20 protein-coding genes are annotated in these 22,958 nt (G+C 37.3%); 17 read left to right on the forward strand and 3 right to left on the reverse strand.

Annotated elements, in window-relative coordinates; all coding sequences use genetic code 11:
• Positions 1 to 1,710: an Rqc2 family fibronectin-binding protein gene (locus CS937_RS08445; protein WP_099158034.1), complete on the reverse strand. Its 1,710-nt coding sequence runs from the start codon at positions 1,708 to 1,710 to the stop codon at positions 1 to 3.
• 126 nt (positions 1,711 to 1,836) lie between these two features.
• On the opposite strand from CS937_RS08445, the gene CS937_RS08450 reads away from it, so the two are divergent.
• The 15 genes from CS937_RS08450 to spoVM all read left to right on the forward strand — a co-directional run bounded on the left by CS937_RS08450 (position 1,837) and on the right by spoVM (position 18,844).
• The gene (locus CS937_RS08450) at positions 1,837 to 4,488 is read left to right on the forward strand and encodes a calcium-translocating P-type ATPase, SERCA-type (protein WP_099158035.1); all 2,652 of its coding nucleotides are present in this window, start codon (positions 1,837 to 1,839) and stop codon (positions 4,486 to 4,488) included.
• Between the two features lie 692 nt (positions 4,489 to 5,180).
• On the forward strand, positions 5,181 to 6,062 hold the full coding sequence (locus CS937_RS08455) for a YicC/YloC family endoribonuclease (RefSeq protein ID WP_099158036.1): 882 nt from the start codon (positions 5,181 to 5,183) through the stop codon (positions 6,060 to 6,062).
• Between the two features lie 113 nt (positions 6,063 to 6,175).
• Entirely contained in the window at positions 6,176 to 6,433 is a 258-nt protein-coding gene (gene remA, locus CS937_RS08460; RefSeq protein WP_099158037.1) for an extracellular matrix/biofilm regulator RemA, read from the forward strand.
• A 155-nt stretch (positions 6,434 to 6,588) separates the two neighbouring features.
• Positions 6,589 to 7,209, forward strand: coding sequence for a guanylate kinase (gene gmk / locus CS937_RS08465; protein WP_099158038.1), 621 nt, complete (start codon positions 6,589 to 6,591; stop codon positions 7,207 to 7,209).
• On the forward strand, positions 7,206 to 7,400 hold the full coding sequence (rpoZ, locus tag CS937_RS08470; RefSeq protein ID WP_099158039.1) for a DNA-directed RNA polymerase subunit omega: 195 nt from the start codon (positions 7,206 to 7,208) through the stop codon (positions 7,398 to 7,400). The genes gmk and rpoZ overlap by 4 nt, the downstream gene beginning before the upstream one ends.
• Before the next feature lie 120 nt (positions 7,401 to 7,520).
• Complete coding sequence (gene coaBC / locus CS937_RS08475; protein WP_099158040.1) at positions 7,521 to 8,729, forward strand: bifunctional phosphopantothenoylcysteine decarboxylase/phosphopantothenate--cysteine ligase CoaBC; 1,209 nt, start codon at positions 7,521 to 7,523, stop codon at positions 8,727 to 8,729.
• Positions 8,726 to 11,134 carry a primosomal protein N' gene (gene priA, locus CS937_RS08480; protein WP_099158041.1) on the forward strand — a complete coding sequence of 803 codons (2,409 nt, stop codon included), beginning with the start codon at positions 8,726 to 8,728 and terminating at the stop codon, positions 11,132 to 11,134. Before coaBC ends, priA begins: the two co-directional genes overlap by 4 nt.
• A 16-nt stretch (positions 11,135 to 11,150) precedes the next feature.
• Complete coding sequence (gene fmt, locus CS937_RS08485; protein ID WP_176555795.1) at positions 11,151 to 12,095, forward strand: methionyl-tRNA formyltransferase; 945 nt, start codon at positions 11,151 to 11,153, stop codon at positions 12,093 to 12,095.
• Positions 12,092 to 13,441 carry a 16S rRNA (cytosine(967)-C(5))-methyltransferase RsmB gene (gene rsmB, locus CS937_RS08490; protein ID WP_099158043.1) on the forward strand — a complete coding sequence of 450 codons (1,350 nt, stop codon included), beginning with the start codon at positions 12,092 to 12,094 and terminating at the stop codon, positions 13,439 to 13,441. The genes fmt and rsmB overlap by 4 nt, the downstream gene beginning before the upstream one ends.
• Positions 13,442 to 13,694: 253 nt before the next feature.
• The gene (locus CS937_RS08495; RefSeq protein WP_099158044.1) at positions 13,695 to 14,456 is read left to right on the forward strand and encodes a Stp1/IreP family PP2C-type Ser/Thr phosphatase; all 762 of its coding nucleotides are present in this window, start codon (positions 13,695 to 13,697) and stop codon (positions 14,454 to 14,456) included.
• Positions 14,450 to 16,516: a Stk1 family PASTA domain-containing Ser/Thr kinase gene (pknB, locus tag CS937_RS08500; protein WP_099158045.1), complete on the forward strand. Its 2,067-nt coding sequence runs from the start codon at positions 14,450 to 14,452 to the stop codon at positions 16,514 to 16,516. The genes CS937_RS08495 and pknB overlap by 7 nt, the downstream gene beginning before the upstream one ends.
• Positions 16,517 to 17,398 (forward strand): ribosome small subunit-dependent GTPase A, encoded by an 882-nt coding sequence (gene rsgA / locus CS937_RS08505; RefSeq protein ID WP_099158046.1) that lies wholly within the window; start codon positions 16,517 to 16,519, stop codon positions 17,396 to 17,398.
• Positions 17,399 to 17,400: 2 nt separating this feature from the next.
• Positions 17,401 to 18,057 carry a ribulose-phosphate 3-epimerase gene (gene rpe / locus CS937_RS08510; RefSeq protein ID WP_099158047.1) on the forward strand — a complete coding sequence of 219 codons (657 nt, stop codon included), beginning with the start codon at positions 17,401 to 17,403 and terminating at the stop codon, positions 18,055 to 18,057.
• Positions 18,058 to 18,061: 4 nt separating this feature from the next.
• The gene (locus tag CS937_RS08515) at positions 18,062 to 18,730 is read left to right on the forward strand and encodes a thiamine diphosphokinase (protein ID WP_099158048.1); all 669 of its coding nucleotides are present in this window, start codon (positions 18,062 to 18,064) and stop codon (positions 18,728 to 18,730) included.
• A gap of 3 nt (positions 18,731 to 18,733) precedes the next feature.
• Positions 18,734 to 18,844 carry a stage V sporulation protein SpoVM gene (spoVM, locus tag CS937_RS08520; RefSeq protein ID WP_229683073.1) on the forward strand — a complete coding sequence of 37 codons (111 nt, stop codon included), beginning with the start codon at positions 18,734 to 18,736 and terminating at the stop codon, positions 18,842 to 18,844.
• 114 nt (positions 18,845 to 18,958) lie between these two features.
• On the opposite strand, the gene rpmB is transcribed toward spoVM, so the two are convergent.
• The gene (gene rpmB / locus CS937_RS08525; RefSeq protein ID WP_072886868.1) at positions 18,959 to 19,147 is read right to left on the reverse strand and encodes a 50S ribosomal protein L28; all 189 of its coding nucleotides are present in this window, start codon (positions 19,145 to 19,147) and stop codon (positions 18,959 to 18,961) included.
• 224 nt (positions 19,148 to 19,371) lie between these two features.
• Here rpmB and CS937_RS08530 point away from each other — a divergent pair, with 224 nt between their 5' ends.
• Positions 19,372 to 19,734, forward strand: a complete 363-nt coding sequence (locus CS937_RS08530; protein WP_099158050.1) for an Asp23/Gls24 family envelope stress response protein — start codon at positions 19,372 to 19,374, stop codon at positions 19,732 to 19,734.
• A gap of 37 nt (positions 19,735 to 19,771) precedes the next feature.
• Complete coding sequence (locus CS937_RS08535; protein ID WP_176555796.1) at positions 19,772 to 21,433, forward strand: DAK2 domain-containing protein; 1,662 nt, start codon at positions 19,772 to 19,774, stop codon at positions 21,431 to 21,433.
• Between the two features lie 94 nt (positions 21,434 to 21,527).
• Here CS937_RS08535 and CS937_RS08540 read toward each other — a convergent pair whose 3' ends face one another.
• A complete protein-coding gene (locus tag CS937_RS08540; RefSeq protein WP_099158051.1) occupies positions 21,528 to 22,814 on the reverse strand; it encodes an NCS2 family permease in 1,287 nt (428 codons plus the stop codon).
• Between the last annotated feature and the right edge of the window lie 144 nt (positions 22,815 to 22,958).

The following is a 22,958-nucleotide window of genomic DNA, read 5'->3' on the forward strand; positions in this document are numbered from 1 at the left end:
TTATTTCTTTTTCCTTAACTTGTCGACGGTTGCTTTGCTTGGGGTCACAAATAATGTTTTTTGGTTGTCATAGATAACATAACCAGGCTTGGCTCCATTTGGTTTTTTTACGTGACGAATTGTCGTATAGTCCACTGGTACAGACGAAGATTGTTGTGACTTACTGAAAAATGCAGCAAGCTCTGCTGCTTCTAATAATGTCTCCTCACTTGGCACGCGATTACGGATTACAACGTGGGAGCCCGGGATATCCTTCGTATGCATCCAAATATCATCTCGATGTCCAAGTTTGGTAGTCAAATATTCATTCTGTTTATTATTTTTACCGACCAGAATTAATGTGCCGTCAGTTGCAGTATATTGTTCGGGTATAGGTTTATTCGGTTTACTCTTTTTCTTTTGGATTGTTTGTTTTTTCAAATATCCTTCCTCACGAAGTTCTTCACGAATTTCTTCAATATCATCAACACTTGCAACGTCAATCTGCTGTAATAATTGATCTAAATAATCTATCTCTTCGTTGGTTTTTTCAATTTCTTTCTCAACCATTCGCTTTGATGTTTTTAGCTTTTGGTACGTTTTGAAGAAGCCTTGAGCATTTTCGCTTGGTGTCTTATTTGGGTTAAGCTCGATTGTTATTTCTGATTGTTCAGGGTCATAATAATCGATCACATTAACCGCTGCATCACCATGTTTCACTAAATGCATATTGGCAGTTAATAACTCACCTAAGCGTTGATATTTTTCCGCACCTTCTGCTTTTTTAATTGTCTTTAAATGCTTTTTCATTTTCCGTTCGTTTTTATCTTTTTCATTTTTGATAAAGCGATACAGATCTTTTGCTTGTTGTTTAACGCGGTCACGCTCCGCTTTTCCGGAATAAAATTGCTCCAGCATGTCGTTTGTTGACAAAAGGAATTCTTGTTCACCTTCAAACGAGGAAATAGGAAGTACATGAAAATCTTCTTTTTTCCCACGGTATATTGTTGGGGTGTACGTGTGATTTTTTATTAATTGCTGTAGCTCCGTAAATTTCTCCATGAATGTTTGTGCTGAACCAAGATTTGCACGATATACGATTTCTTTTGCCACTAATGGCGATATTCCAACCAACGTTTGAACGATTTGATTCTCAATTTTGCCTGTATTAAAATCGAGCTTCTTTATAAAAGTTTCCCCATCTATTTTTAATAGATTCAATTTCTCTTGACCTGGAGGTAGTATATATTCAACTCCAGGTAAAATCGTCCGATACCGATTTTGCGCCATCGATACATGCTTCAAACTATCGATAATGTGGCCTTTTTCCTGATCGAGAAGCATTACGTTACTATGTTTGCCCATTAACTCTACTACGAGGCTTTTAAATGCAATGTCGCCGATTTCGTTTCGTGTCTTTATTGTAAATGTTACAATTCGTTCCATTCCATATTGGTCAATAGACTCGATAATCGCTCCCGATAAATGCTTGCGGAGAAGCATGCAAAACATTGGTGGTTCCGTTGGGTTTTTATAGTCATCATCTGTTAGATGTAATCTAGCATATGTCGGATGAATGGATAATAATAATGTGTGGTTCTTTCCTTGACTTCGGATTGTAAAAACTAATTCTGTTTGTGTTGGCTGATAAATTTTTGCGATTTTTCCTGGAATAATTTTTGCATTTAATTCTTCCGTTACTGCTCTAGTAACAATTCCATCAAATGGCATACGATCACCTCTTCAAGCAATTATAGCATTTTTTGGGACGAGTCTGCATAGATATCGATAAGGAGAAAAGTTCAGGCTTTGAAGATATACTAATAAGATTGCAGGTGAATGTGGAGGGAATGCGGTGTGAAATGGTATCAATTAGATGTAGAAAGTATTGAACAAAAGTTATTCGTAACTGCAAACAGAGGACTTACTGACAAACAGGTTGGAGAGCGCCGTAAGCAATATGGTATGAATGTGTTGGAAGAGGAAAAAACAACTTCTAAATGGTTGATTTTTCTAAAACAATTTCAAGATTTCATGGTTTTAGTACTGCTTGCTGCCACATTAATAGCAGGATTGCTAGGGGAATATATTGATGCAATTGCGATTATGGTAATCGTGTTGGTTAATGGGTTTATTGGCTACTTTCAAGAACAAAAAGCCGAAAAATCACTAGCGAAGCTAAAGGAATTATCTGCACCGATTGCCACTGTTTTGCGTGAAGGAGAATGGATAAAAGTCCCATCAAGTGAGGTAGTAGTTGGGGATGTTGTACGTGTAACGAGTGGAGATCGAATTCCTGCCGATGTACGTGTTGCAAAATCGAATAGTTTAGAAACGGAAGAATCTGCTTTAACAGGTGAATCACTCCCGGTTATGAAGCATGCTACATCGATTAGGAAAGATCATCTTGACCCGCAAGATCAGGTTAATATGGCGTTCATGGGTACATTGGTAACTCGTGGAACTGGTATTGGGATTGTTGTCGGAACGGGTATGAATACTGTTATGGGGCAAATTGCTTCGTTAATGGTTAAAACGAAAAAAATGATTACGCCACTTGAGCATAAGCTTGCTGAGCTTGGGAAAATTTTAATTGTAGTAGCCCTAGCATTAACCGCATTAGTTGTCGTAGTAGGTGTCTATCAGGGTCACCAATTGTACGAGATGTTTTTAGCAGGTGTATCATTAGCTGTTGCTGCAATTCCAGAAGGTCTACCAGCAATCGTAACTGTTGCGCTATCTTTAGGTGTCCAGCGAATGATTAAGAAAAAGGCAATTGTTCGAAAACTATCAGCAGTTGAGACGCTCGGATGTGCTTCTGTTATATGTTCAGACAAAACGGGTACTATGACAGAAAACCAAATGACTGTAAAAGAAGTTTATATTAATGGGGAGCATTTATATGTAACAGGTGACGGTTATGATATACGTGGTGATTTCTTTCTAGACAAAAGAAAACTAGATAGCAATTTTCCCAATTTAAAATCGATGATGCTGTATGGAATGCTTTGCAATCATGCACAATTAAAAGTTAAAAAAGGAAAATATTTTGTTGACGGGGACCCTACAGACGGGGCTTTATTGGTTGCAGCTAGAAAAATTGGGATCCAGCCAACTAATGATAACTATCGAATTGTTGAAGAGATCCCTTTTGACTCAGATCGTAAGCGAATGAGCGTTATCATAGAAGATGAAAATAATAGACGGTTTGTTATTACCAAAGGGGCACCAGATGTTTTATTGCCAAGGACTTCGTTTTACATGGATGAAAATGGGAGAAAGCTGTTAAAATCCGCTGATAAACGGAATATCGAAGGTGCAATCAATAACATGGCATCAAAAGCCCTACGAACGATTGCTATTGGGATTAAGCCAATTTCTAACCGGGATACTTTTGAATCAGCGTTACTAGAAAAGGATTTAACTTTCATCGGGCTATATGGCATGATTGATCCCCCAAGGAGAGAAGTGAAATCGGCTATTGCAGAATGTAGGGAAGCAGGCATTAAGACTGTAATGATAACTGGAGATCACGAAAAAACAGCGCGAGCAATTGCTACCCACTTACAGCTACTTCCGGAAAATGGCCTTGTGCTAAACGGCTATCAGTTAAATCAAATGTCATCTTCTGAGTTGAGCGATATTATTGACCGAGTATATGTGTTTGCTAGAGTTACGCCAGAACATAAGCTGAAAATAGTAAAGGCATTTCAAGAAAAAGGCCATATTGTAGCGATGACGGGTGATGGGGTAAACGATGCTCCGGCAATTAAGGCGAGCGATATTGGAGTAGCAATGGGACGAAGTGGAACCGACGTAACTAAGGAAGCTTCTTCGTTGATTTTGATGGATGATAACTTCGCTACGATTAAATCAGCAATAAACGAAGGACGAAATATCTATGAAAACATTCGTAAGTTTATACGTTATTTACTTGCATCCAATGTTGGAGAAATTTTAGTAATGTTGTTTGCTATGCTACTAGCATTACCATTGCCACTCGTTCCAGTTCAAATTTTATGGGTCAACTTGGTCACAGATGGTCTACCAGCGATGGCACTTGGGCTTGATAAACCAGAGGAAGACGTAATGAAGCGAGCTCCGAGAAGTCCAAAAGAAGGGATTTTCGCAAGAGGTCTTGGGTTTAAAATAGTTAGTCGTGGTATTTTAATAGGAATCGTGACACTAATCGCATTTATGATGTCTTATCAAAATAATCCAGACAACTTGATTTATGGACAAACAGTCGCTTTCACGACATTAGTCATGGCACAATTAATTCATGTATTTGATTGCCGGAGTGAAAAATCTGTTTTTGCTAGGAATCCATTTGAAAACATTTATCTCGTATTAGCTGTTCTATCGTCATTATTATTGCTATTGGTGGTTATCTACTTTGAGCCATTACAACCTATTTTCCATACGACCTTCTTGGGAATAAGAGACTGGATGTTTATCATCGTATTAAGTTCACTTCCAACTGTTTTATTCGGTTTTACTAAAAAGTAATTTTACAAGAGTTTGGGAAAAAAGTGTTTTAGTCAAAAAGAAATCCGAACTAAGAATCAAAATTCTTAAACTAGAATTTGTAATAGTTCGGATATTTCTTTTTGGCTGTATTCTTAAACCTTACTGCTGATTATCAATAAAATGCGACGTAAATGATTTAATTGTTAAATCTAATTCTTGATCGTCGTCCGGGGTCGCTACGGGCGGATGCTTTCCGCGGGCACGGCCTCAGCCTCCTCGAGAAAACACTCTGCGGGGTCTTCGGACTCGTGCTGTTCCCGCAGGAGTCACCACCCTCCGCTCACCCGGACTAGTGATGTGGTATAATGCGGTCTTCTATAACAATTTTTATTCCACCTATGGACCGTAAACGCAACACCAGCGAAGGAAATACACGGAGACTCCTGTGGGATAGTGAAGACGATGAGACCCTTTCTCACGAGGAGGCTCATCGCGAGCCCACGGAAAGCGTAGTGTATTTCCGCAGCGGTAGAAGGTCACCAGACATAATTTTTCGTCATGTCGCAGTTTATGTATACTACGTATTAAGATCCAGCCAAAAGTTCTATACTTCCAATCCTATTATTGTTCTTCTTTAGACTCGAAAGTTTAAGTTATGTCCCAGCCACTTTTGTATTTTTTGTAATGACTGCTATAATTAGATGAGTTATTTCATAATGGATGTGGTTATAATGGTAAAAAGTATGACGGGTTTTGGACGGGATGTTGTCCATATAGGTGAAACGACAATTACTGTAGAAATTCGTAGTGTAAATCACCGATACCTGGACTTCAACACAAAGTTTCCATCGGCATTTTTGTTTCTGGAAGATAGAATTAAACGTGTTGTTCAATCTTATTTTAAACGCGGACGTATTGAAATTTATATCGGCATAGAAGGAGATGGATTTGTAAAAAGATCGCTTCATACAGATTGGGATTTAATGGACCAGTATATGGAACAAATCAAGCGAGCGAAAGAACGCTATAATTTGTCGGGGGAAATTCCAACATCTATTATAACTACTATGCCTGACTTATTTTCTATTCAGCGAGAGGAACAGCAAGTAGACCGGCAAACGGAATCTATTTTGACAAGTATTGAAAAGGCGTGTTCCAAAGTTAGTGAGATGCGTGAGAACGAAGGTAAACACCTGCTGCATGATATACTAAATAGGATGGAAACGATTCGAAATACTATAACGTTATTACATACGCGTAGAGAAAGTGTTATTAACGAGTATCGTGATCGGATATTCTGGCGGATTAATGAACATTTAGACGGACGTGCTTCAATTGATGACGCAAGAATGCTGCAGGAAATTGCTCTATTAGCGGAAAAGGGTGATATTACAGAAGAAATTACGAGGTTATTTAGTCATATCGATCATTTTCTGCAAACAACTGAAAACCAAGATGCAATTGGTAGAAAATTAGATTTTATTCTGCAGGAGATGCACAGAGAAACAAACACGATTGGATCCAAATCTACGGATCCAAAGATTGGTGAATGGGTTGTTTCACTAAAAAGTGATGTTGAAAAAATTAAAGAACAAATCCAAAATATCGAGTAAACAGTTGTATTTTGCATTTATTTTTTCTTATAATAGATATATTATATGAAACAGAGTTGTATAGATATAGATACGAAATAGCGTAAGGGGAAAATTATAAGGGGGAAGAAATTTTGAGTCTTCGATTAATTAATATAGGATTCGGGAATGTTGTTTCTGCCAATAGAATTATTTCTATTGTTTCACCTGAATCTGCACCAATAAAACGAATTATTACGGTGGCAAGGGATAATAATAAATTAGTTGATGCAACTTATGGCAGGAGGACAAGAGCGGTAATTATTACCGATAGTGACCATGTTGTTCTATCAGCAGTTCAACCTGAAACGGTTGGACAACGTGTTCTGAGTCATGAAGAGATTGATGAATAAAGTGAAACTTCATGCAGTGGGTGTTTGTTCCCGATGAATGTTAGTTGAACGAATCGGACATTAACGGGCAGTTACCCCCTACATACAATTATCATTTATCCTTTATGATAGGGGTTTTGCTGCTCGTTAATGCGGGATAAATAGGAGGAACTGTTTTGATTGATGAGAAAGGTATTTTATTTATTCTTTCTGGACCATCTGGAGTTGGAAAAGGTACGGTAAGAAAACAGCTTTTTGAACAGGATACGGATTTAAGATATTCCATTTCCATGACCACAAGGGATATACGTCCTGGTGAAACGAATGGGATTGATTATTTTTATAAAACAAAAGAGGAATTTGAAGCATTAATTGAGCAAAACCAATTATTAGAATATGCTCAGTATGTTAATAATTACTATGGTACACCTAGAGAATATGTGGAAAAGACATTGGATGAGGGACATGATGTATTTCTGGAAATTGAAGTGCAAGGAGCCTTACAAGTCAAAAAAAATTTTCCAGAAGGTGTATTCATCTTTTTATTCCCACCGAGTTTGGAAGAATTAAAGAACCGTATTGTCAGTCGCGGCACAGAAACAGAGGATTTGGTGGTAAATCGATTAAAAGCCGCAAGGGATGAAATTGAAATGATGGATGCTTATGACTATGTTGTCGTAAACGATCGTGTCGATCATGCAGTAGAAAAAGTTCAATCAATTATCCAAAGCGAACATTGTAAACGCGAACGGATTGAAAAACAATATAAACAAATACTGGAGGATGAAACGAAATGATGTTAGAGCCATCTATTGACGCATTACAAGAAAAAATCAAATCAAAATATACGCTAGTAACATTATCAGCAAGACGTGCAAGACAACTTCGTGAAAGAAAAAATATATTAATTGATAATCCAAAGTCTTATAAATTTGTAGGCATTGCACTGGAAGAAGTGCAAGCAGAAAAGTTGACGATTAAAGAGTAACATACAAAAACGAAGATATCCCTCGCTGCCATTTTCTGCGAGGGCTTTCTTTATTATACACTGCTTTATATGGTATAAATAAAACAACAAGGAAACTACTGATGGAGAGGGGTAAGCAGAATGGTTCAAAACAAGAATATTCTTTTAGGGGTCTCAGGGGGAATTGCCGCATATAAAGCTTGTGCACTGACTAGCAAGCTAACCCAACAAGGTGCAAATGTTCGTGTGATGATGACGGAAAACGCAACTGAGTTTGTATCCCCATTAACATTCCAAGCCCTATCTAGAAACCCCGTTTACATAGACACATTCGATGAAAAGGATCCGGAAAAAATAGCGCATATCGATGTGGCTGATTGGGCGGATATTGTAATTATTGCCCCTGCTACCGCGAATATAATTGGTAAACTCGCAAACGGTACAGCTGATGATATGCTATCAACAACATTACTTGCAACGCATGCCCGTGTATATATCGCACCAGCTATGAACGTTAATATGTATTCTCACCCTGCTGTCGTTCAAAACATGAAGCAGCTCGAAAAGTGGGGCTATCATTTTATTGAACCCGGAGCAGGGTATCTAGCATGTGGTTGGATTGGGAAAGGTCGATTAGAGGAGCCAGAGACCATTATTGAAGCGGTTCGTAATCATCAGTCTACCAATTCATTGTTGGCGGGGAAAAAAATATTAATTTCTGCTGGACCAACCCGTGAAACAATAGATCCAGTTCGATTTTTTACGAATCGGTCTTCAGGTCGTATGGGGTTTGCACTGGCAGAGGCTGCTGCCAATTATGGTGCTGAGGTAACCCTTGTTGCCGGTCCAGTTGAGCTTGACTTAGCTGAGAATAAAATTAATCGTATAGATGTTGTTACTGCTGCGGAAATGTACGATGCCATGCACGAGCATTTTTCGAATAATGATATTGTTATAAAAGCAGCGGCAGTCGCGGATTTTCGACCGAAGCTTATTCATGATGAGAAACTAAAAAAAGGACAAGCCGACTGGCAAATTGAAATGGAACGTACAAAAGATATCTTGCAATCACTTGGCGAAAAAAAAACGCATCAATTTTTAGTAGGATTTGCAGCGGAAACCTCCAACCCATTAGAATATGGAATTGGGAAATTAGAGAAAAAGAATTTAGATGCTATTGTTATCAATGACGTATCAACTGAAGGTGCGGGATTTGGTGGAGATACAAATATTGTAACGTACGTAAACAAAACATTAAATCCAGAAGAGATTACACTGGCATCCAAAAGAGAGATTGCTGAACGTATATTGAAATTTATTGAACGTGATATAAAGGATGAAGTAGAGTGAATATAGCGAGCGTTATTGTTGATGTTCCAGCAAGCTCAATAAATCAAACCTTTGATTACAAGATACCAGAACGGTTTCAAGATGTACTTGAGAGCGGAATGCGGGTTATCGTTCCGTTTGGACCAAGGAAAATAATGGGGTTTGTCGTTAGTAGAAAAAGTGAGTCCTCGTTTAAAGGATTGAAAAATATAACAGATGTTTTAGATATAACACCTGTTTTAACACCTGAATTACTAAAACTCGGGAAATGGCTTGCTGATGAGACGTTAAGTCTATATATCACCTCATTTCAAGCGATGCTTCCCCAAGTATTAAAATCCCAATATAGAAAAGAACTAACACGAATGACCGAAGTGGAGTTACCACATGATTTGGAGAATATTTTTGCTGGTCGTGACGTTATTTCTTATGAAGAATTTATGAGTTCTTCGGTTAGCTACTATCAATTACAAAAAGCAATTCATGACGGAGATATTGCTGTTAATTACCTTGTTAAATCAAAAATAACCAAAAAACAAGTAACCATGATAAAACCTGCATGTGCAATACATTTGTTAGAGGAAGCATATAATGATTTATCTAAACAGGCGAGAAAACAACAAGAAATTATTGCATTTTTTATTGAATATCCAAAGCCAATCGAGCTACAGAAATTAATGAATCGTTTACAAACCACACGTGCAACAATTAAAGCTTTACAGGATAAAAAATTGCTTACAACGTATAAAGTAGAAGTTTTACGGAATCCATATAATGATAATGATTTTGAAAAAACGACCGCACTAACGCTCACTGACCAGCAGAAACAAGCAATTACACCAATCAAACAAAAAATAGCAGATAATCAACATGATGTATTTTTGGTGCACGGTGTTACTGGAAGTGGAAAAACAGAAATTTATTTACAAGCGATTCAGGATGTGATTGATAAAGGAAAAGAAGCAATTGTGCTTGTACCAGAAATTTCACTTACTCCACAAATGGTTCACAGGTTCAAAGGAAGATTTGGATCGAATGTAGCGGTGATGCACAGTGCATTATCCAGCGGGGAAAAATATGATGAATGGCGACGTATTCATCGTAAAGAAGTACAAGTAGTAGTTGGAGCACGATCAGCTGTTTTCGCTCCGTTTGAGAACCTTGGTATTATCATTATTGATGAAGAGCATGAAACGAGCTATAAACAAGAGGATCAGCCGCGGTATCATGCACGCGATGTTGCCATTCACCGCGGCAAACACCATCAATGTCCAGTCATATTAGGTAGTGCTACACCTACATTGGAATCGTATGCTAGAGCACAAAAAGGTGTTTACCAATTAGCAACTCTAGACAAACGAACTAACGAAAAAGCGATGCCAAAAGTGAAAATTGTTGATATGCGCAATGAACTTCACGCGGGTAACCGGACGATGTTTTCACGAAGTCTTAAGGAAAAAATTGAACAATGTATGGAAAGGAAAGAACAAATTGTCCTTTTATTAAATAGACGTGGTTATTCGACATTTGTTATGTGTCGTGATTGTGGACATGTTAAAGAATGTCCACACTGTGATATTGCACTAACTTACCATAAAAATAGTAATCAATTAAAATGTCATTATTGTTCATACGAGGAAACAATGCCATTGAATTGTCCTGAATGTAACAGTGATTTAATACGGTACTTTGGTACAGGGACGCAACGGGTAGAGGAATCATTAACACAATTAATCCCAGAAGCACGAGTAGTTCGTATGGATGTAGACACGACAAGAAGAAAAGGTGCACATGAAAAACTATTAAATCAATTTGCAAACAAAGAAGCCGACATATTACTAGGAACACAAATGATTGCAAAGGGTCTTGATTTTGAAAATGTCACGCTAGTAGGTGTGTTAACAGCAGACTCGATGTTACACTTACCTGATTTTCGTTCATCAGAAAAAACGTTTCAATTGTTAACACAAGTGAGTGGTCGAGCTGGTAGACATGAATTACCAGGTGAGGTAATCGTACAAACCTATACACCAGATCATTATAGTATTGAGTTAGCGAGTATTTATGATTTTAACCAATTCTATCTACAGGAAATGGCTATGCGAAAGACATTTAACTATCCACCATATGTATTTTTGGCATTAGTAACGGTTTCTCACCAAAATCAGGTTAAGGTAGTTCAAATAACGCAAAAAATTGTCCAAATGCTAATGAATCATATTCGTGAGGATACAGTTGTTCTAGGTCCAACTCCTTCACCAATTGCTAGGATGAAGGATAGATATCGCTACCAATGCATGGTAAAATACAAAAATGAACCACACTTACGAGCCCTTATTAAAAAGATTATTCAGCAATTTGATGACGAAATTCGAAAAGAAGATGTAACAATTACAGTAGATATGCAACCATATCAATTGATGTAGGAAGTAGGGATATGTTTTGAAAAGAATCGTTTTTATGGGTACGCCTGATTTTTCTGTACCAATATTGCAAGCTCTTATCGATTCAGAATATGAAGTCGTTCTAGTGGTAACACAGCCTGACCGACCTAAAGGTAGAAAAAAAATATTAACACCACCACCGATAAAAGTTGAAGCATTAAACAATCAAATTCCCGTATTTCAACCGGAAAAATTAAAAAATGACTATCAGGAAATTTTGTCCTATAAACCGGATTTAATTGTAACTGCGGCATATGGGCAAATACTGCCTAATGAGTTGTTAACTGCTCCTGAGTTTGGCTGTATTAATGTTCATGCATCATTGTTACCGGAATTACGTGGAGGTGCACCAATCCATTATGCTATTTTACAAGGGAAAAAAGAAACCGGTATTACAATCATGTATATGGTTGAGAAGCTCGATGCTGGGGATATTCTGACACAACAGACCGTAATGATAACTGACAATGATCATGTAGGGTCCATGCATGATAAGCTGTCAACGGTAGGTTCTGAGCTGTTAATAGAAACATTGCCACAGCTTTTTGCTCGTACTATTACACCGGTGAAGCAGGATAATAGTCAAGTAACATTTGCCTCAAATATTAAGCGAGAACAAGAGAGAATTGATTGGAATAGATCGAATGAAGACCTCTACAATCAAGTCAGGGGTCTACACCCATGGCCGGTTGCGTTTACAACTTATCAAGAAAAGCCGATGAAAATATGGTGGGCAGAAGTTGACAATACAAACTATGATGGAGAACCAGGTGAGATTGTTCGAGTAGACGAACAAGCATTTGTTGTCGTATGCGGTAACAAATTAGGACTTCGGATTACAGAAATACAGCCAGCTGGGAAGAAGCGCATGACAGTTACGGATTATTTGCGTGGGGCACCGGATCGAATAAAATTAGGTACTAAAATGGGTGGATTGAATTGAGTAATTATCAATTAAGAGATACAGTTGTAAATCTATTATTACGAATTGAACAAGATAGTGGGTTTAGCCATTTATTAATTGACCATGAAATAAAATCCGGAAAGATTGCCCCAAAGGATGAAGGACTTTTAACAGAAATTGTGTATGGGACGACACAACGTAAATTAACGTTGGACTATTATTTAAAAGCATTTATTGATCCTAAGAAAAAACTGGATGATTGGGTTGTTATGCTACTTCGAATGTCGGTGTATCAAATGATATTTTTAGATAAAATACCAGATCATGCTATCATCCATGAAGCAGTTGAAATTGCAAAACGTAGAGGTCATAAAGGTATTTCTTCGTTAGTCAATGGTGTGCTTCGCAGTGTGCAACGCAAAGGTATTCCAGATACTTCAACTATTAAAGACAATATTAAACAAATTGCGGTTGAAACGAGTCACCCCGAATGGTTAGTTAAACGATGGGTATCTATGTATGGTGAAAAAATCACAAGTGAAATGTGCGATGCTAATCTTGAGCGAAAAACTGTATCAATTCGTATTCAACCACTAAGAGTTTCACGTGATGAAGCAATGAATGTATTAGATGTACAAGGGATTGAAGCAAGGGAATCTGCATTTTCAGACCAAGGAATAGTTGTAGAAAAGGGAAATATTTTAAAAACGGATCTTTTTAAAAATGGATTTATTACGATTCAAGATCAAAGTTCCATGCTAGTTGCAGAAATGCTAGATGTAGAGGCGGGTATGAATGTACTTGACGCGTGCAGTGCACCTGGCGGAAAGGCAACACACATCGCTGAAAAAATGCAAAACCAGGGCATCCTCCATGCTTACGATCTTCATGCAAAGAAGGCAAAATTGGTGAGTAAAAAAGCATTAGATCTTGATTTATCAATTATTGTTGCAAATCAAGCTGATGCAAGAAAACTGCACAACGTTCATGATGAGGAAAGCTTTGATCGAATCCTAATTGATGCCCCGTGCTCTGGTCTAGGTGTAATTCGAGGGAAGCCAGAAATTAAATATACAAAGCAAGAGTCAGATATAGTAAATTTAGCAAATATCCAATTAGATATTTTACAACGTGTCGCACCGCTATTGAAAAAGGGTGGTCGATTAATTTATAGTACGTGTACAGTCGATAAGGAAGAAAACGAGGGTGTAGTGAAACGTTTTCTAGAGGAGCATCCAGATTATAGCATAGATACTACATTTTTTGAGGAGCTGCCAATTAACTTAAATCAGTCACCAGGAAAAACGGATTATGGTCTGCAACTATTTCCACAGACATTTCAAACAGATGGATTTTTTCTTACAAGGTTAATTAGAAAAGCTTGAATTACTTTTTAATTAGGTAAAGCTGTTTATGGAATCGTCCAGTGGGTATAAACAGTGACGTAGCTAAAAATTATGCTATCGTTCCGGAAATACACTTCGCGTACCTTAGGGCTCGCGATTAGCCTCCTCGCTTGGGAAAAGATAAAAAAATGACAAAAAGTGTTCTTTATCGTGCAGTTTCGTGTAATAATAGTATCAAATGAAAAAATTGGATAAATGGATGGTAATCTGCTTATGTTTGAGAGGTGAAAGGATGAAAGGACAATTTCTTACCGATCGTGGTCAGATTCGGAGTCATAATGAAGACTCCGGGGGGATTTTTTATAATCGAGATGGACAGTTGTTAGCAATCATTGCTGATGGAATGGGTGGTCATCAAGCAGGAGATGTTGCAAGTGAAATGGCCACATCAATTGTTCAAAAGAAATGGATAGCGAGTGACGAGCTTCATTCACCGGAAGAAACAGAAGAATGGCTAACAAAAACGGTAGTAGAAATGAACAAAACGATTTACGATCATTCATTACAATCAGAAGAATGTCAGGGTATGGGTACGACTGCGGTTATAGCTATATGTACTGAAGAATTTGTGTCAACTGCACATGTTGGTGACAGTCGTATTTATATTTATAATGAAAACGGGTTCAAGCAAGTTACTGAGGACCATTCTCTGGTTAATGAATTGGTGCGTTCTGGGCAAATTTCTAAGGAAGATGCTGAACATCATCCAAGAAAAAATCTTATATTAAAGGCGCTTGGAACCGAAGAAAATGTGATTGCTGATATACAGTCCATTGGCTGGGAACACGGGGACCGGCTGCTATTATGCTCTGATGGACTAACAAACAAAGTCTCAGATGAAGAACTATCAAATTTTATTAAATTGGACAATGATATTAACGAAACAGCAAAAAAAATGATTGATTTAGCAAATGAGTTGGGTGGAGAGGATAATATTTCCCTCATAATTGTCCAGCATGATGCTCCTCAGGAAGAAGGTGAAAAATCATGTTAAACGGTCACCTTTTAAATGAACGATATCAAATCAAGGAAACCATTGGCGGCGGTGGTATGGCCAATGTATATTTGGCTAAAGATACTATTCTCGACCGCGATGTTGCGATTAAGGTGCTTCGTCTAGAATATGCAAATGATGAAGAGTTTATTGCCCGATTCGATCGTGAAGCGCAATCAGCAACAAGTCTTTCTCATCCAAATATCGTCAATATTTATGACGTTGGAGAAGAAGATCATTATTTATATATGGTAATGGAATACGTTGATGGAATGACATTGAAAGAGTACATACAGAAATACGGTCCAATTGATGTTCAAGAATCATTGGATATTATGAAACAAATTAGTTCCGCAATTGCACATGCACATGCGAATGATATTGTACATCGTGACATAAAGCCACAAAATATTCTAATTGATACATATGGGCAGGTTAAAGTTACTGATTTTGGAATTGCGGTTGCATTAAGTGCTACATCGTTGACGCAAACTAACTCTATATTAGGTTCTGTACATTATTTATCCCCGGAACAAGCCCGTGGGGGTATGGCTACCAAAAAATCGGATATCTATTCACTTGGAATCGTTTTGTTCGAGTTGTTAACTGCGCGATTACCGTTTTCGGGACAATCACCAGTTTCGATTGCCTTAAAACATTTGCAAAACGATACACCATCCGTGAGAAGGTTTAATCAAGATGTTCCACAAAGTGTTGAAAATATCGTTCTAAAAGCAACAGCAAAAGATCCGTTTCATCGATATGAAACGGTTTACGAGATGGAAGATGCGCTTGAAACAGCGTTGGATCCTAGTAAATTGGACGAACAAAAGTATACTCCTCCGGTTGAAATTGGTGAGGAAACAAAAGCAATTCCGATTATTACAGATAGTCAAATGCAACAACATACAAACCAAAATACAATCGTTCATCACACGAATGGAAATACGCAAAAATATCAGAGTGATAATCAAGATGAAAAACCAATGAAAAACAAAAAGAAAAAGGGCAAGGGTAAGGATAAGAAAAAAAAGAGTAAGAAGAAAAAATGGATCATTATACTCGTAGTCTTATTTATGTTGATAGCAACAGGCATTACAGCACTTTTTGTAGTGCCAGAACTATTGCAGCCTGATGAGGTAGATGTTCCTGATGTAGCGAATATGGAATATGAAGATGCAGTTAATGAAATAGAGTCGGTAAAATTAAAACCTGAAAAAGAGCAAATTTATTCTGAGGACGTCGAGGAAGGTATTGTTGTGAAAACCAATCCGCGATTTGGAAAGACCGTGAAAGAAGGGTCTACTGTTACTGTTTATGTAAGTCAAGGTAAGGAGAAGGTTGCTTTTCCAGATTACCTTGGAGATGATTTTAGTCAGGTTGAACGACTATTAGAAGAAGCAGGGTATGATGAAATAATTCCAATTGAGAAATTTTCCGACAAGCAGGTTGGAGAAATTATCACACAAATACAGCCAGCACCAGAGACAGAAGTGATTCCTAGCGAAACTAAAGTTATTTTTGAAATAAGTAAAGGACCGGAATTAGTTTCTCTAGACAATCTTGAAGGGATGACTGAAGCAGAAGCAAAGGATTATCTAGAAAGTAATAACCTTAAAATGAATGCTATTGAAGAGAATTCTGAGGATGCCCCAAATGGTGAAGTGTTCCGGCAAGATCCTGGACCAAACGCGGAGCTTGAGGAAGGATCTACTGTTGATGTCTATATTTCAATAGGACCTGAAGAAAAACCACCTAGATCACATTCTGTTACGTTTACGGTACCTTATAAAGAACCGGAACAACCGGATCAACCTGATGATCAACAGGATCAACAGCAAGAAGACGATCAGCAGGTGCCAAAAGAACAAACTGTTAGGATATATGTAAAAGACGCGAATAATGATCTATCTGATGTTTTCAAAGAAGATAAAATAACAGAAGATAAGGATTATACGATTACATTAACAATTCCTCCAGGAGAAACTGCACAGTATAAAGTAATGCGTGATGATGAAACAATTATCGATAAGAAGGTTCCATATAAAGAGGGTGAATAAATGGCAGAAGGCAGAATTATTAAGGCGTTAAGTGGATTTTATTATGTTCAATCAGAGGATAAAATGTATCAATGTCGGGGACGTGGTGTTTTTCGTAATAAGAACATCACCCCGCTTGTTGGGGATTTTGTTTTATTTGACGAGAGTAATCCTAATGAAGGGTATATTCAAGAAATTAAACCTCGAACAAATGAATTGATACGACCACCTATCGCAAATATTGACCAAGCGATTATTGTAAATTCTGTTGTTACACCTGAATTCAGTACGTTATTGTTGGATCGATTTCTTGTATTAATTGAAGCAAAAGATATAAAACCGGTAATTTTTATTACGAAGATGGATACCATTACTGACGAGCAAGTAACGACAATTGAAAACTACCAGAAAGATTATCAAAGCATTGGCTATCCAGTAGAATTGTTGTCATCAAAAGGATCGAACGAATTAACTGGTCTAGAACACTATTTTACAGATAAAGTATCCGTTTTTGCTGGACAATCCGGTGTCGGAAAATCTTCTTTGTTAAATGCATTAAAACCATCATTACTACTAAAAACGGGTGATGTATCAAAAAGTCTTGGTAGAGGAAAACATACAACCAGACACGTTGAATTAGTTGAGGTAAATGGTGGCTTGGTAGCAGATACACCTGGGTTTAGTTCCTTAGAATTTGGTGAAATAGAATTAGAAGAATTAGCAGACTGTTTTCCTGAAATGCGAGAACGGAAAGAGGGCTGTAAATTCCGAGGTTGTATGCATTATAAAGAACCGAAATGTGCAATTAAACAATCTGTAGATCATGGAGAAATTCCACCGTTTAGATACGAACATTATGTAAGCTTCCTAGAGGAGATACAAACAAGAAAGCCGAGGTATTAACTATGACAAAAATAGCACCATCAATATTATCAGCTGATTTTTCAAAACTTGGAGAAGAAATAAAAGAGGTAGAACAAGGTGGGGCAGATTATATTCATGTTGATGTAATGGATGGCCATTTCGTTCCTAATATAACAATAGGTCCGCTTATAGTAGACGCAATTAGACCAGTAACATCATTGCCGCTTGATGTCCATTTAATGATTGAAAATCCGGATGCGTATATTCCGATGTTTGCTAAAGCTGGAGCAAATATTATCACGGTTCATCAGGAAACATGTCCACATCTGCATCGGACCATACAATTAATAAAAGATCAACATGTCAAAGCTGGAGTTGTTATCAATCCCGCTACACCAGCTGAAATGATCAAGGAAATTTTACACGAGGTTGATCTAGTGTTGTTAATGACAGTTAACCCTGGATTTGGTGGACAATCATTTATTCATAGTGTTGTGAAAAAAGTAGAACAAATCTCAACCTGGAGAGAAGAGCGTAATTTAACATTCGAGATTGAAATTGACGGTGGTGTAAATGCTGATACTGCCAAGCTTTGTACAGATGCAGGAGCAGATGTATTAGTTGCAGGAAGCGCCGTATTTAACAAAGAAGATCGTAGCCAGGCTATTAGAGATCTTATTCAAGCAACACAGGAGTAAGAGAATGACCACAATAGCAATCGTAGGGAACGGACCAACCAATCTCCTCCCAGATCTAGCTTTGTATAAGGATTTAGTTAATATATGGATCGGAGCAGACCGGGGGGCATATACATTAATAAAAAATCAAATTAAGCCTGATTATGCTGTTGGAGACTTTGATTCTATTAATGTAGAAGAAAAAGAACAGATTAAGAATTATGCAATGAACTTTTTGGAATACCCAGTGGAAAAAGATCAAACAGATTTAGAAATTGCTATTTTAAAAGCATATGAGTTAAATCCAGTTAAGATTTATTTATTTGGAGTAACGGGTGGAAGATTAGATCATGAACTAATTAACATACAGACGCTTTATTCCATAATGAAAAATCAAATTAGTGGAGTTATTGTAGATAAAAATAATCAACTTGAAATGGTAACCCCAGGCAGGCATTATCTTTCATTTGATAAAAACTATCCAACTATCTCTTTTGTCCCACATACAGAGAATGTAGACGGGTTAACGCTAGACGGGTTTTATTACCCCTTGGTTAATCAAACAATTTCTTGGGGGTCTACGCTTTGTATATCAAACAAGCTTCTTTTAAAAAATGGTACTTTTTCATTTAGTAAAGGCATACTATTACTAATAAAGAGTCGTGATGCCATAGAAGAAACGATTCCAGAGTAAGCTGTGTTTGTATTTAGAGGAGGGGACTCATTGAAATTTTATACGATTAAACTCCCAAGGGTTATTGGCGGATTTGTTCGAGTCGTTATTGGTGTATTCAAGAAAGATAAATAGGGAATGCTAGCTTTTGTCAATTGTTTGGCAGAAGCTCATTTTTTTGTTCAATCGTTATATATGAAAAAAGCACCCGTTGTGGGTGCTTTTTGTCATACTAATGTTCAAGGTATATTATACGCGCTCAACTTTACCTGATTTAAGTGCACGTGCAGAAACATAAACACGTTTAGGTTTTCCGTCTACCATAATACGAACTTTTTGTACATTAGCTTTCCAATTACGTTTATTGGAATTCATAGCGTGAGAGCGTTGATTTCCACTGCGAGTTTTACGTCCAGTAACAACACATTTTCTAGCCATGGTATCCCTCCTTACTCTTTACATGCGTCATTTATTACTAATACAATTTATCATAAGTGCCGCTAGAATGCAATTCCCTTTTCTGCATAAAGTGAAAATGCTTGACAGTTTAACATGTTTCGTCCATTGTTATAAGGGGTTATGTGTAAAAATAGCTGCTTTTAAAACTGTTTTGTTTGTAGTAAACTATCCTTATAAATGGTGGGTATAGAAGGAGGATAATGATGTCCATTGAACTTAATATGAATGATGGTCATGTAACAATCACAAATGAAGTTATTGCAACTATTGCTGGAGGTGCAGCAATCGAATGTTATGGGATTGTTGGAATGGCCTCAAAAAGTCAAATTAAAGATGGTATTGCTGAGATTTTAAGAAAAGAAAACTTTTCTAGAGGTGTCGTAGTTAGACAAGATGGTGATAGTCTTCATATTGATATGTATATTATTGTAAGCTATGGTACCAAAATATCAGAAATAGCGCATAACGTTCAATCTCAAGTAAAATACACACTAAATAAAACATTAGGATTATCGATTGATTCCGTAAATATATATATTCAAGGGGTTCGAGTAGCGAAGGAATAGCCTCTTGTTATTTACGGTCAAGAAGGAGGAAGTAGTAGTGACGGTACGAACGTTAGATGGCAAGACTTTTGCACAAATGGTACTCTCAGGAGCGCACCATTTAACGAATAATGCTAAAAAAATTGATGCACTAAATGTATTTCCCGTTCCGGATGGCGATACAGGTACAAATATGAATTTATCCATGACATCTGGTGCTAAAGAGGTTAAGAAAACTCAATCTGATGATGCATCAGTTGTTGCTCAGGCTTTTGCTAAAGGGTTATTAATGGGTGCAAGAGGTAATTCAGGGGTTATTCTTTCGCAGTTATTCCGCGGCTTTGCAAAAGGTATTGAGAAAAAGCAGGAATTAACAGCTCAGGATTTAGCAAATGCGTTTGACAGTGGTGTAACCACAGCCTATAAAGCAGTTATGAAACCTGTTGAAGGTACGATATTAACGGTCGCTAAAGATGCAGCAAAGCTTGCAGTTAAAGAGGCGAAACGGGAAAATGATGTAATTGTTTTAATGGAAAAAGTTTTAAGAGAGGCAAAAGCATCGTTAAAACGCACACCAGACTTATTACCAGTATTGAAAGAAGTTGGTGTGGTGGACTCTGGCGGGCAAGGCTTAGTTACCATTTATGAAGGATTTCTGGCTACATTGAAGGGAGAAGAACTCCCGGAGGATGCTAGTGATGTAGAAATGGACGATATGGTAAATGCAGAACATCATAAAATTGCCCAGGACTTTATGGATACTGCAGATATCAAATTCGGATATTGTACAGAATTTATGGTTAAATTTGAAAAGGATAAAATGGATGAAAATCCTTTTAGTGAAGAAGCTTTCCGTAATGAATTAAGTGAACATGGCGATTCTTTATTGGTAGTAGCTGATGATGAGATTGTTAAAGTTCATGTTCATGCAGAATATCCCGGTACGGTTATGACAATTGGTCAACGCTACGGTAGTCTGATCAATATGAAAATCGAGAATATGCGTGAACAGCATACGTCAATTGTTGGTGAAAAAGATGTTAATGCAACACCAAAAGAAAAAGTCGAATATGCAATTGTGACAGTTGCAATGGGTAAAGGTTTGAAAACTTTGCTAGAAAGTCTTGGAGCTACCGTTGTAATAGAAGGTGGTCAAACGATGAACCCAAGCACACAAGATATTTCTGATGCAATTAAAGAAGCAAATGCTAAAAACATACTAATTTTACCAAATAACAAAAACATTATTATGGCTGCCGAACAAGCTGCAAAAATAGCAGAAGAGAATGTTCAAGTTGTACCGACAAAAACAATTCCACAGGGGATCAGTGCAATGCTTGTATTCCATCCAGAAGCAGACATAACGGAAAACAAAGAAACGATGGATCAAGCAGGATCACAGGTTAAAACTGGACAGGTTACATATGCTGTTCGCGATACGCAAATCGATGGCATTACAATTGAAAATGGAAATTTCATGGGTATTGCTGATGGTAAAATTACAGCAAGTCATCAAGATAAGGTTGAAACAGTCAAAGCGCTGCTTGCTGAATTGATTACAGAGGATGACGAAATTCTTACCATTTTGTATGGTGAGGATGTTAATGAGGAAGAGATTGGCGAGCTTGTCGATTTTGTGGAAGCAACATATGAGGATGTTGAGGTAGAAGTCCATAACGGAAATCAACCAATTTATTCGTATATTTTCTCAGTTGAATAAAGCATTTATATAGAGCCTTATCACTTGTGATACGGCTCTATAATTTTTTGGGGCAGTAAAAAAAGCTGCCCAAAACTGGACAGCTTAACTATATTTATAACCCAACAATCTTCATAAGAAAATCAAACAAAAACAGTGATGAAATGACTATCAATGCTGTTGATAATTCTCTCTGCTTACCAAGTGCAATTTTAACAATTGGATATGCAATAAAACCAAACGCCATTCCATCGGCAATACTATACGTAAATGGAATCATCACAGCAATTAGAAATGCTGGTAATGCTTCTGACAAATCATCGAGTGATATGTGGCGAATATTCTGGGCCATCAATACTCCGACGATAATTAAAATCGGACTAATAGCTGTGTTTGGAATCATTGATATCCATGGAATAATAAAAATGGTTGCCAAAAATAATAAACCAGCTATAATAGCAGCTTTACCGGTCTTCCCTTTGGATGCGATTACAGCTGCATTTTCTGCCGCTGAAACGGTTGGTGACGTTCCTAAAAAGGCACATACAAGCGATGAAAAAGCGGTAACCTGATATGACTTGCTATAACTATTATCTCGCTTAAGCATCTGAAGCTGTCCATTTAACAACCCCATATTCTCAAAAATAAGGATCATCGCTAATGGAAAAATCGCTAGCCAAAACGACAAATTATCTAGTGCTGTAAACGACGGTACCCACATAAACTCATCTACATGAACAGTCATAGTGCTATTTCCGGTATCAAGTATTCCAAAAACATATGCAAGTACTGTTCCACCAATCATTGTAATCAGAAAGTTTGCAGGAACATTTTTAATAAATAAAAATATCGCTAAAAACAATGTTAACAAACTAACGATAAACGTAGGGGAAGTGAAATCACCAATAGCAATAATTGTGTGCTCTCCACTTACAACAAGACCGCTTTTTTCTAAACCGATTAGGATTAAGAAAAAACCTAAGCCTACTGTAATTGCATGCTTTAACGAATCAGGAATCGCTTCTTTTAACAGTACTCCTAACTTGCTGAATGCTGTGATTAGAAAAATGATAGATGCAATTAATACAACTGCTAATCCTTCCTGAAACGTAAGACCTGTTCCTTCAACGATTGAATAGGCAAAAAGTGCGTTAATTCCCATCCCTGGAATTAAAATTAATGGCAGGTTAGCGAAAAGTCCCATAAGGATTGTACCAACAAAGCTTGCTAGAATAGTAGCAAGCATTCCACTCTCTAGCGAAACTCCCGCCTCATTCAGGATCGACCCATTTACAACAACAATGTAAACTGTTGTAAGGTAACCAACTAATCCAGCAATGATTTCTGTACGCCATTTACCTTTTGTAGCGTTTGATATCGCATTATTACCGTTATAAGGCATGTTATCTCCTCATAATTCTTTCTATCCCTCTCCCACCCGATTATAATTATCATATAATCCACAAATGATTATTATAGAGGCAAACTTTTTAGAAGTCAATCATATCAATGTTTATGGAGTTTTTAATTAAAATTGAAGTGTGTT

Source organism: Virgibacillus ndiopensis (assembly GCF_900187325.1).
Taxonomy (GTDB): Bacteria; Bacillota; Bacilli; order Bacillales; family Amphibacillaceae; genus Virgibacillus_E; species Virgibacillus_E ndiopensis.

Coding starts and splice junctions, on each gene's coding strand:
- CS937_RS08445 (WP_099158034.1), bottom strand. CDS start 1,710: ATGCCATTTGATGGAATTGTTACTAGAGCAGTAACGGAAGAATTAAAT.
- CS937_RS08455 (WP_099158036.1), top strand. CDS start 5,181: ATGGTAAAAAGTATGACGGGTTTTGGACGGGATGTTGTCCATATAGGT.
- rpoZ (WP_099158039.1), top strand. CDS start 7,206: ATGATGTTAGAGCCATCTATTGACGCATTACAAGAAAAAATCAAATCA.
- coaBC (WP_099158040.1), top strand. CDS start 7,521: ATGGTTCAAAACAAGAATATTCTTTTAGGGGTCTCAGGGGGAATTGCC.
- CS937_RS08495 (WP_099158044.1), top strand. CDS start 13,695: ATGAAAGGACAATTTCTTACCGATCGTGGTCAGATTCGGAGTCATAAT.
- pknB (WP_099158045.1), top strand. CDS start 14,450: ATGTTAAACGGTCACCTTTTAAATGAACGATATCAAATCAAGGAAACC.
- rsgA (WP_099158046.1), top strand. CDS start 16,517: ATGGCAGAAGGCAGAATTATTAAGGCGTTAAGTGGATTTTATTATGTT.
- rpe (WP_099158047.1), top strand. CDS start 17,401: ATGACAAAAATAGCACCATCAATATTATCAGCTGATTTTTCAAAACTT.
- CS937_RS08515 (WP_099158048.1), top strand. CDS start 18,062: ATGACCACAATAGCAATCGTAGGGAACGGACCAACCAATCTCCTCCCA.
- rpmB (WP_072886868.1), bottom strand. CDS start 19,147: ATGGCTAGAAAATGTGTTGTTACTGGACGTAAAACTCGCAGTGGAAAT.
- CS937_RS08530 (WP_099158050.1), top strand. CDS start 19,372: ATGTCCATTGAACTTAATATGAATGATGGTCATGTAACAATCACAAAT.
- CS937_RS08540 (WP_099158051.1), bottom strand. CDS start 22,814: ATGCCTTATAACGGTAATAATGCGATATCAAACGCTACAAAAGGTAAA.